Source organism: Syntrophorhabdus sp., from assembly GCA_012719415.1.
Classification (GTDB): domain Bacteria; phylum Desulfobacterota; class Syntrophorhabdia; order Syntrophorhabdales; family Syntrophorhabdaceae; genus Delta-02.
Genome location: JAAYAK010000217.1, coordinates 1 through 10477, shown reverse-complemented (window position 1 = coordinate 10477; position 10477 = coordinate 1). Strand labels below are relative to the sequence as shown.

8 protein-coding genes are annotated in these 10477 nt (G+C 58.1%); 4 read left to right on the top strand and 4 right to left on the bottom strand.

Features of this window, described 5'->3' with window-relative positions; genetic code table 11:
• Together GXX82_12990 and GXX82_12985 are read right to left on the bottom strand one after the other, a co-directional pair.
• Positions 1-387: pyridoxamine 5'-phosphate oxidase family protein (locus tag GXX82_12990; protein ID NLT23955.1), on the bottom strand; the 387-nt coding region annotated here is incomplete at its 3' end.
• Between the two features lie 173 nt (positions 388-560).
• Positions 561-1733 carry an acyltransferase family protein gene (locus tag GXX82_12985; GenBank protein NLT23954.1) on the bottom strand — a complete coding sequence of 391 codons (1173 nt, stop codon included), beginning with the start codon at positions 1731-1733 and terminating at the stop codon, positions 561-563.
• A 124-nt stretch (positions 1734-1857) separates the two neighbouring features.
• On the opposite strand from GXX82_12985, the gene GXX82_12980 reads away from it, so the two are divergent.
• Complete coding sequence (locus GXX82_12980) at positions 1858-3324, top strand: DHA2 family efflux MFS transporter permease subunit (protein ID NLT23953.1); 1467 nt, start codon at positions 1858-1860, stop codon at positions 3322-3324.
• Between the two features lie 9 nt (positions 3325-3333).
• Here GXX82_12980 and GXX82_12975 read toward each other — a convergent pair whose 3' ends face one another.
• Positions 3334-4845, bottom strand: a complete 1512-nt coding sequence (locus GXX82_12975; GenBank protein NLT23952.1) for a GNAT family N-acetyltransferase — start codon at positions 4843-4845, stop codon at positions 3334-3336.
• A gap of 307 nt (positions 4846-5152) precedes the next feature.
• Here GXX82_12975 and GXX82_12970 point away from each other — a divergent pair, with 307 nt between their 5' ends.
• Entirely contained in the window at positions 5153-7642 is a 2490-nt protein-coding gene (locus GXX82_12970; protein ID NLT23951.1) for a glycogen/starch/alpha-glucan phosphorylase, read from the top strand.
• Positions 7643-7662: 20 nt separating this feature from the next.
• On the opposite strand, the gene GXX82_12965 is transcribed toward GXX82_12970, so the two are convergent.
• Positions 7663-8931, bottom strand: a complete 1269-nt coding sequence (locus GXX82_12965; protein NLT23950.1) for a lytic transglycosylase domain-containing protein — start codon at positions 8929-8931, stop codon at positions 7663-7665.
• A 222-nt stretch (positions 8932-9153) separates the two neighbouring features.
• On the opposite strand from GXX82_12965, the gene GXX82_12960 reads away from it, so the two are divergent.
• Both GXX82_12960 and GXX82_12955 read left to right on the top strand, forming a co-directional pair.
• Positions 9154-9522 carry a hypothetical protein gene (locus GXX82_12960; protein ID NLT23949.1) on the top strand — a complete coding sequence of 123 codons (369 nt, stop codon included), beginning with the start codon at positions 9154-9156 and terminating at the stop codon, positions 9520-9522.
• Positions 9523-9701: 179 nt separating this feature from the next.
• Positions 9702-10477 (top strand): HAMP domain-containing protein (locus GXX82_12955; protein NLT23948.1); only part of this gene is annotated, 776 nt, incomplete at its 3' end.

The following is a 10477-nucleotide window of genomic DNA, read 5'->3' as shown; positions in this document are numbered from 1 at the left end:
CTTCGGGGCGGCGGTGAATGAGAAGAGCGTTGCCACGGCCTCCACGAAGTAGAATGTCACGAAGGTCTCATCGTCCGCGCCCTTCGGGTAGATCTTGAGAAGGTTCCCGGATTCCGCGAAGGCCTGGACCTTTGCGTCCCGGGAGTCGTCAAAGGCAATGCGGCCCCGTATCCTGAGCCATGTGCCGTCGCTTCCCATATCGGAGATCTCGACCTCAGGGTTTTGGGACATCTGCTTGTACACGTCCTTGGTCTTGTTCGTGCAGAAGTACAGGGCGTTGTTCCTCTTCATGCTGAAACCGAAGGGCCTGACGCGGGCCTTCGTGCCGTCAACGGTGGCGATGTGGAAAACAGGGTTGATCTTCAGGTACTCAACAGCAGTGGTCATGTAAACCTCCGGATATGTATTTTTCGTTGGTGCCCCCGGGATACGGTCTGACGGAGCATTGCCCATGCCAGATCCCTCCCTGTCCAGTGGCGTGAAATAGTGAGCGGTATTGAATTTTCCTGCTATCTCCCTGCGTTGTCAAGACAATTGTCCTCGAAGAAAACCGTGGCCCGTCACAGCACTCTCTTCGCGTAAGGGATCTTCCTTACGAAGTAATGGCAGATGAGGAAACACAGCACCGTTCCCATGATGAAGGCCGAAAGGAACTTTATGAAGGGGTGAAGGACGGCAGCGTCCTGCATCCAATAGGTGACCGCCACGATAACGGGGGGGTGGAAAATAAAGACCGCGTAGGCGTCCTGCGTCATCGGCCCTATGAGGCCCGGTTGGGTGTTGAGGTACGTCCTGAAGAGATAGATGAGGCAGATGGAACTGCCCACGGCGATGAAGGTGCCCACGTACGTGGCGATGAGGGTCTTGAGGGAGAGGCCGCCTCTCAGGAAGGAGAGACTTTCACCAGCTCCCCAGGCCTGAACGATGAAGAAGATGTAGACGCAGACGGCCGCGCCTGTGATGGCCGTCCACTGCTTGCCGGTCAAGTCCGTGAGCTTTTCGAGCCATCGGTTCCGGTATGCCACGATGCCCCCGAAGAAAAAGGCCACATACTCCGCGTAGTTCCCGAGACGGAGGTGGAAGATCTGTTTTTCGGAGGGAAGGTAGACACGCATTGCGAATGTGAAGGCCGCGAGGACGATGATGAACAGGATGATAGCGCCGTTTCCAGGGAAGGGCCGGGCCTCGCGGTCCCTCTGCCGGCTCGAACGGGTTAGAGCCCGCCATGCCGCGTAGACGAGGGAGAAGACAAGGAGCACCTCGAGGAACCATGCGGGTCCCGGAGCGGCGTTCTTGAGGAGGAAGATGTTCTCCAGGTACGAATACTGCAGAGACAGGGTATCCCATTTCAGGAAGTAGACCATGGTGGGGCGGATGAGAAGCGCGAATATGCAGAGAGGTATGCCGATACGGATGAAGCGGTCCTTGATGAACCACCAGGTGCCTTTCCTGTCCAGCGAGCCGGGCGTGAAGTATCCGGAGATGAGGAAGAAGGATGCCAGGACCCAGGTCCTGCCGACACCCATGAGGATGTTGAGAACGATATTGGTGAAAGGATCATCGAGATACTGATAGAAGTACCAGCCGCTGTTGGTGGCGTAAGTCAGGCATACATGGTGGAGGATCACGAGGAAGGTGAAGGAGAGCCTGAGGTTATCGAGGTACAGCATCCGTTTCGCGCCCGTCAGAGGCTGCGATTGTGGAACCCGCACTTTTTCCGCGATGACTTGCATACAGAGTTATTCATTGTGCCACATCGTGTTTTCGACTGCAACGATTATATGGGGAGAGGGTCGGTCCTGTCTTTCCAAGAAAAACATTGCGGAAGGTCGTGAAAGAGTGTAAGTAATTTCATTCATGACGCGGTCGGCCAGATACGCCTCACTCCTCATTGTCATCAGCGTTGCCTTCAGCTCCTTTCTGGTGCGTCTCAACAATTATATGGTCAATATCTCCCTGCCCACGATCACCCGTTCCTTCGGCGTGACCTCGAGCGACGCATCGCGGATAATATCCTCCTATCTTCTCATCATCACGACGACGCTCCTGCTCTTCGGGAAACTTGGCGACAGGATAGGGCTCAAACGGGTCTTCATCTCGGGGTACGTCATCTTCACGGTGGGGTCGCTCATGTGCGGATTGTCCCACGATATCGACATGCTCATCGGCTCGCGGTTTGTTCAGGGCATAGGCAGCGCCATGCTGCTTGCCGTGAGTTTTGCCATCATCTCCCATTTTCTCCCGGAGGGGAACACGGGCTGGGCCTTCGGTATCACCTCCACCGCCTCCGCGCTTGGCGTGGCGACGGGTGCCCCGGTGGGCGGGATAATCACCGGTTACCTCTCGTGGAACTGGGCCTTCTTCATCAACGTGCCTGTCGGCATCGTCGCGGTGATCGTGGCAATGAAATACATTCCCGGCACGAAGCCCGGCAGTTCATCGGCGCCCGAGCGGGAGGGAGGACGGAAGGGGTTCGATTTCCTGGGGGCCATCCTCAGCTTCGCCGGGCTGGGGCTTCTTATCTACGGCCTCAACAACGGCAACAAGGAGGGGTGGCTCTCCCCCCTTGTCATCGGCTGCCTTGTATCCTCCCTGATACTGATCGGGGTTTTCGTCGCCTGGGAGAGGCGTCACAGGGACCCCCTTCTCCACCTGGACCTATTCCTGGACTCGAGGTACGCCTTCGCCCTTATCGCCACCTTTCTCGTGTACATGCTCATCTCGGGAAACGCCTTTCTCATGCCTTTTTACCTGGAAGTGGTCAAGGGGCTCAACGCCCAGGCTGCCGGCATGATGCTCCTCATCTACTCCATCATCTACGTCATACTGTCGCCTGTATCGGGAAGGCTCTCGGACAGGGTCAACCCGGCGATGCTGTGCACTATCGCCATGACCTCGGCGACGGTGTGCGTCCTTTTCTTCTCCTTCACCCTTCACTGGCAGGGTCTTACGGTCGTCACCGTCTACCTCGTGTGGCTGGCACTTTCCCTTGTCCTCTTTTTTTCACCCAACAATAACCAGATCATGCGCTTCGCGCCGCCGGACAAGAAGGGCGTCTCTTCGGCGCTCTTCAACACGACGACGAACCTCGGCATGGTGGTGGGTGTGACCGTCATAGAAGTGGTTTTCTCCGCCGTCGCCTACGATTCCGCCGGCCCCACGGGGAAGGCCGCCCTGAAGGACCTCGTCGGCACGGGGACCGTCACGTCGGGTTTCACTCACGCCTACCTTACGGGAGCGTTGTGCTGTTTTCTGGCGCTCGTCTTCTCGCTTCTAGGCAGAAAGGGGGCTGGTGGTGGCAGCGCCGGAGCGAAAAAAGCGTAGGGCGGAACGTCACTTTCTGTTCGGGTCGTGGGATTCGACGTATGTGAGGATCTCCTGCCCCACTCCGTCAACGATCTTTATCTTGCTGTAATCGATGGGCACGTTATTGAGGTACTGCAGGAGCAATGCGTCTCCCACGTGGGAAAAGGGAAGGACCCCCGCAAAGAAGAAACCGAGTTCTTCGAACTGCCGGCACAGGATGCCGGTGACGGGATCCTCGAGGTTGAGGTACAGGGTTATCTGCTCCATCTTCTGATAGCAGAGGTCCTTCAATATGGTGTTCACCTGCGACACAGTGTGTTCCCCGTACTGTTTGACCTCGATAACGGCCCTCTGGTATGTGGGAACCACCGTCACCGTCACCGCCGCCTCTCCCGCAACCTGCCGCATCACCCCCGGAGGGGATTCGAAAAAGACCCTCTTCACACCCATGGAATTGTATATCTTTTCTACTATGTCCCTGTGCCAGGCCGGAGGGAAGACCTGTACGTTCCCCGGGTCATCGACCACCCTGTATCCGTAGGCGACGGACTCCCGCTGTGAAAGTGCCGCCTGGATGCCCTTGAAGGATCGGTCGGCGGGAATGAGTCCAGCGACGACGGCGCAGCGCTTGAAGCCCGCCTTCTGCCCGGCTTTCTGGGCGTATATATGGTTCGTGACCGCCTTGCTGTATATGCCCGCCAGTCCGACGGCACGCGCCTCTTCAACGAGCCTTGTTATCATGATGCTCTGGCATCCCTGACCCCTGAAGCCCGGTTCGACGACGGCCATTGCCGCCTCGGCGGTCTTGCTCGACGCGTCATCCCTGACGAGGGCCGCATGGCCGACGACACGGTCATCGGGTGTCACCGTCACGACGGAAATGATGGTGCCGTCAGCGTGGCGCTCAGCCAGCTTTTCGGGGTAGTAGATCGTGTCGATGCCATAGGAGTAACCATAGGCCCTGTAGAAGAGTTTCGACACATCGTAGACCTCGGAGGGGCGTATGCGCCGGATGGAAAAGTCCTTCCTCTCCGGTGGCCCCACCGTCTTGACCGGTTCCGGGAAGGGCGCAAGCTCGGACTCCGTCCGCATTTCCTCTATGCTTCTGTAGGGGAGGTACTTGACGAGATGGAGCTCCTTTCCCTCACGGCCCAGGTTCTGAAAGTGTATCTCATCGACAGTGTGCTTGATGAGATGCGAACCGAGTCCGGGCTGCCCGGCCGTCTCGATGTCGGAGGGCGGAACATACTGGGGCACGAGATGGGGCGAATAGGGCAGTCCCTTGTCCTTGATGATGATCCTGATCCCCGCGGTGATGGGATCGACGATGACCTGATAGCTCGCCTTCTCGCCGGGTTCGAACGCGTGCTTGACCACGTTCACGATGGCCTCTTCGAGGGCGATGAGGAACATGGTCGTGTCCCGTTTACTGTAGCCGCGGCGTTCCATCACCTCCGATACAAAGGCCTGGATCGCCGGAAGATATCCGAGGTCGTTGGGAACGGTAAGATTGGAGCCTTCAAGCATCGTTGATTCCATGATCATCCCCTGTTAGATAGTCGCGAACCCGATAGATCAAGTGAGAGTCATTATACTCCACAGAGTCTCCCATCTTCATCAAAAAAAACGCCGCATCGTACCAACAAGGCGCATCCCTCCGGACCACACCCTTCATCTTCCCTCCAGTCCCGAAGCCATTCAAGCGATTTGACCTGCCTCTCCCGTTTTTCGCCTTTGAACGTTCAAGCAGCTCAAGCTGTTCAAGCGGCTCCAGCCGTCCGTATTGACACCACCGGGAGAGATCGGGTTACTATGTTGATAGCCGTGCAGACAACAGGAGGTTGCCATGGATAGGGATGATGCTGACGCTCAGGATGTGAAGCTTCTGTCGGGGGAGGATGTCCGAACGGGCCTTGACGCCGAGACCATGAGGCGGGCGATCCTGGAAAACCTGAACTTTATCCAGGCCCGCATCCCATTGCTCGCCACGAAGAACGACTGGTACATGGCCCTGGCGTACACGGTGCGGGACAGGATGCTGGAGAACTGGGTCCGTTCGACGGAAGGGTTGCGCCGCACCGCCCGCGCGGTGGCCTATCTCTCGGCGGAGTTCCTCATGGGGCCCCACCTCGGCAACGCGATGGTGAACCTGGGGATATGGGAACAGACAGCCGAGGCTGTCTCTCAGCTTGGTCTCAATCTTGACGAGCTTCTCGCGCAGGAAGCCGAGCCCGGCCTCGGCAACGGGGGGCTGGGAAGGCTTGCTGCCTGTTTCCTCGATTCCCTGGCGACGGAGAAGATACACGCCCTTGGCTACGGGATACGCTACGAATTCGGCATTTTCGACCAGGAGATCGTCGACGGCTGGCAGCGCGAGATAACGGACAAGTGGCTGGCCCTCGGCAATCCCTGGGAGATCGCCCGGCCCGAGATCACTTACTACGTGCAGTTCGGGGGGCGTACCGAGCAGTACTACGACAAAGAGGGACGCTATCGTGTCCGCTGGATTCCTGACAGGGTCGTGAAGGGCATGGCCTACGATACCCCTGTGCCGGGTTATCATGTGGGAATAGTCAACATCCTTCGTCTGTGGAAGTCGGAAGCATGTGAGTCCTTCGATTTTCAGGCCTTTAACACCGGTGATTACGATGGGGCCGTGGAGGAAAAGATAGCCTCGGAAATGATCTCCAAGGTCCTTTATCCCAACGATGAGCCGGCGGCGGGCAAGAGACTGAGACTGGCGCAGCAGAATTTCTTCGTTTCCTGTTCCCTGCAGGATATGATCCGCATCCACGCTTTCGTGGGGGGAAGGCCCGAGACCCTCCATGAAAGGTTCGCCGTTCAGCTCAACGATACCCATCCGTCCATCGCCGTCGCGGAACTCATGCGCCTGTACGTCGATCAGTATGGCGTTGACTGGGATACGGCCTGGGACGCAACGAGGAAGACCTTCTCGTACACCAACCACACCCTTCTTCCGGAAGCCCTCGAGAAATGGCCGGTTCCGCTCTTTCAGAGCCTGCTCCCCCGGCACCTCGAGATCATATACGAGATCAACAGGCGTTTTCTGGAGGAGGTGAGGGTGGCCTATCCGGGGGACGAAGAACGGGTGAGCCGCCTGTCTCTTATCGATGAGACCGGGGACAGGTACGTGCGCATGGCGCACCTCGCGACCGTGGGGAGCCACACGGTGAACGGAGTGGCGGCCCTTCACACGGAACTCCTGAAAGGAACGGTGATGCGGGATTTTCATGAACTGACTCCAGGGAAGTTCCTCAACGTCACCAACGGGGTGACGCCCCGTCGCTGGATGGTGTTGTCGAATCCCGCCATGTCGAAGCTGATCACCGATGCCATCGGCGATGACTGGGCCTGCGATTGCGAGAACAGGATCCGTGGTCTGGAGCCCTTCGCCGATGACCCCGGTTTCCGGGAGTCCTGGTCGGAGGCGAAGCGGCGGAACAAGCTGGTGTTGGCGCGGTTCATCAGGGAGCGCACGGGCGTTGTCGTCGATCCGGAGAGCATGTTCGATATCCAGGTCAAACGGATCCATGAGTACAAGCGGCAGCACCTCAACGCCCTCCACGTTGTCTCTCATTACCTCAGTCTCAAGAGGAGTCCCGGCGTTGAAGTTCCCTCCCGGACCGTCATCTTCGGCGGCAAGGCCGCGCCGGGCTATTTCATGGCAAAACTCATCATCAAGCTCATCACCTCCATCGCGGAGGTGGTGAACGGCGATCCCGACACGCGCGAGAAGCTCAAGGTGGTGTTCGTTCCCGATTTCAACGTCAAGCTCGGACAGCGAATATACCCGGCGGCGGACCTGTCGGAGCAGATATCCACCGCCGGCAAGGAGGCATCGGGTACGGGGAACATGAAATTCTCCATGAACGGCGCCCTGACCATAGGGACCCTCGATGGGGCGAACGTAGAGATACGGGAGGAGGTGGGGGCGGAGAATTTCTTCCTCTTCGGCCTCGACGCGAAGGAGGTTTTCGAGCTGAGGTCACGGGGATACCACCCCCGGGAGCACTATGAGGCCGACGGACGGCTCAAAGAGGTTCTTGACCTTATCGCCTCCGGCCATTTCTCCCGGGGCGACGGCAGCCTTTTCCGACCCCTTGTCGATACGCTCCTCGAACATGACGAGTACCTTCTGCTCGCCGACTATGCCTCCTACATGGAGGCGCAGGGTGAGGTGAACAGGGCTTATCTTGACGCGAAGCGATGGGTCCGCATGTCCATCCTCAACGTGGCAAGGACGGGAAGGTTCTCGTCAGACCGGTCCATTCTCGAGTACGCGGAGGGGATCTGGAAGGTCGGCCCTGCCGGGTGACGCCAGGCTGATCTGCCCCGTCACCTGGAGGCGAGGCGACCGGTGCGGTACCAGGTGAGGACGGCGTCGAACTTGCGCAGATAGATCTGTGTCTCGGCAGGGACGGCGGAGGCCCAGTTGTCTCCGTACCGTTCCATGCTGCTCCTCGTCCTGCCCGGCCCGCAGTTGTAGGCTGAGGCCAGGAACCTGCCCGTTGCCGCCTGGTCGTCGAGAAGCCGGTTTCTGCGCGCATCGCTCAGCACGTTCATATCGGCGTCGAAAAGAAGGAAGGATGCCTTCGCGGCGTTCTCGTGGTCGGTCATTCCCTGCGCGAAGTCCCGTATGAGGCCTGCCTGTGGATAGAGATTCAGGATCCTCTTGTAGGTGCCCGGTATGAACTGGAAGAGGCCCACGGCACCCGCCTTTGATTTCGAGTAGCGGTAGGCATTGTGCTTGTTTGTCCCCAGTATGACGAGCGTCTCGTTGATGAGCTTTTCCGGCGTGTACCGTCCGCTCGTGAACTTCCCGGGGTCGATATGCTCTATGATGGCAAGCACCACGGAGATGTCGTTGTCGATGAAACTGTTGCAGGAACGTGGCTTCACCCGTCTATCGATGAGGTCGTTCCTCGCGCTGCCGATAATGCCCTCAAGGTAGTCGAGCCCCGCCTTCCGGACGGAGGGGATGTCGAGACCTTCCGAATAGGGGGTATACACGACTTCCCTGAACGTTGACCCGTGCCGCACGGGCCTTTTGAGAGCGAGTACCACGTGATGCTCCGGCGAGGTGATGGTGAACTTGGTGTTGACCCCGTTTGCCTTGCCCGGCTCGATGATGGCCCGGTCCGTGCGGCCGCCGAGCCTGGGATGGACCTTGATGACCTGTATCTCTCTCGTCTTGACGTTTTCGACGGCCAGAAGGATGGTGAAGGAACCCAGTTCGGGCTTCCCGTAGGTCACCACCTGTTTCCATTTCCTTCCTTTCTTTCCCTTCCTGCCCGTTCTCACCTTTTTCACCGTCTTCGGCCTGACGACGGTGAACCCGCAGCTCATCTTCTCGAGGCGCGCCCTCGCACGAGCGATGTCCTCGAAGATATCGAAATCTATGACGTCGCGTGCTCCCGATGGCGATTCGAGTTCGATGGACTCCTCGAAATCGGTCTCCGCGTCCTCGTAATCATCCGCCGTTTCGGCAAAGGAGGGGAGGGAAGGGAAAAGGGGGGTGAGGGCGAGCAGCCAGGAGAGGACGAGGGTGAGGATGATGCGGTGAAGGTTCTTCAGGATGTTCTTCGTCAAATGGTCTTTACCCATGTGTTTCAGTCGATGCGGCCGTCAATGGTCCTGTCCGGTACTCGATTCCCCGGTACCGGTCCAAAGGCCCTCGACCGGCGGGGTGTGCGACTCTAATCATAGCACATCCCGGCCTGTGCCACAAAGGGATTAAAGAAAGTGTGGACATCACGCTGGTGGATGGTGTTGAATCTCAAGAATGCCGGAGACGATGGCCTCTCCCGAGGCCGAAGGAGCGACGCAATGAAGAGTATCTTGTTCATGCTGGTCTTCCTGTTTGTCGTGGATCCGGCCGGTGCCGACAGGGGTCCCGTGCTGTGGCACGAGAACGTCAGACTGATCCAGGAATCCCAGAAGGCGATCATCCTCCATAACGGCACGGAAGAGGTGTTGATCCTCGGGACGGAATTGAAGGCGAGCGCGGAGATCGACCTCCTGGAGTTCATACCTCTGCCCTCCGAGCCCGAGGTGGGTCTTGCGAAGGGCGACCCCCGGGGGGGCGCATCGACGGTTCCCGTCTCGAAGCCGTTCATTAGCGCCTGCATCATCCCATCTGTTCGATCATTTCCTGTTATCCCGCAGCTTGATGATCCTTTGTGCTTTTTGGTTTAAGCGATCAGGCATATCATTCGATTATACACAGTGGGACGCGGACCACGCACTTCGTTGAACGTGTTCAAGACCCACGCAGGATCCGTCCTTCATCAGCCGCCCGGAGAGAACGGAGATGGACACAGCGCTTCCTGAAATGAGAGATCTGAGGTTCACGCACAAAAAAGGAGGGATTGCAGATGAGTTTCAAGAACATGAAGATTGGTATGCGGCTCGGGATCGGATTCGGTATCATGATGGTTTTGCTTGCTGTCCTCACTTTCATGGGCATAAGGAGCATGCATTCCATAAACGCGGGCATAGAGACGATCGTCAAGGAGAGTAATGTGAAGATCAAGTGTGCCCGCGACGCCATGAAGGCGATCGACCAGACGTCGGAGGGGATACTGCTCACGGCGTCGATGAATGACGCCGGTATCCGCACGGAGGCAAAGAAGGACATCGATCAGGGTCGCAAGTCCTACAAGGAGAACGTGGAACTCCTCGAGAAGATAGATACGTCACAGAAAGGAAAACAACTCATAGAGAAGGTCAGGGCCGAGATAAAGGTGGCCGCGGAGGCGAACAACAAGACCCTTCAGCTGGCCGGGGCGAACAAGTCCCAGGAGGCCGTGCAGGCATACGTGCAGGGACGTCCGGTGACCGAGAGGGTCAAGGACTCCTTTGTCGAGCTTGCGAAGTACCAGGAAGAGCAGGCGATGGCACGGTACAATGAGGCCGCTGCAACCTACAGGTCGACGAGAACGATGCTTCTTGTCATAGGCCTTGTGGCGGTCGCACTCGGTATCGTCGTGGCCTATCTCATGACGAGAAGCATCACGAAGCCCCTCGGTGAAGCGGTGCATATCTCCGATGGGCTTGCAAAGGGAGACCTGACCATGAAGGTGGAGGCGACCTCCACGGACGAGACGGGTCAATTGCTCATAGCCATGAAGAACATGGTGGAGAAGCTCCG

Bases quoted from the DNA above. Each gene is read 5' to 3' on its own strand.
- GXX82_12985 (NLT23954.1), bottom strand. From the start codon at position 1,733: ATGCAAGTCATCGCGGAAAAAGTGCGGGTTCCACAATCGCAGCCTCTG.
- GXX82_12980 (NLT23953.1), top strand. From the start codon at position 1,858: ATGACGCGGTCGGCCAGATACGCCTCACTCCTCATTGTCATCAGCGTT.
- GXX82_12975 (NLT23952.1), bottom strand. From the start codon at position 4,845: ATGGAATCAACGATGCTTGAAGGCTCCAATCTTACCGTTCCCAACGAC.
- GXX82_12970 (NLT23951.1), top strand. From the start codon at position 5,153: ATGGATAGGGATGATGCTGACGCTCAGGATGTGAAGCTTCTGTCGGGG.
- GXX82_12965 (NLT23950.1), bottom strand. From the start codon at position 8,931: ATGGGTAAAGACCATTTGACGAAGAACATCCTGAAGAACCTTCACCGC.
- GXX82_12960 (NLT23949.1), top strand. From the start codon at position 9,154: ATGAAGAGTATCTTGTTCATGCTGGTCTTCCTGTTTGTCGTGGATCCG.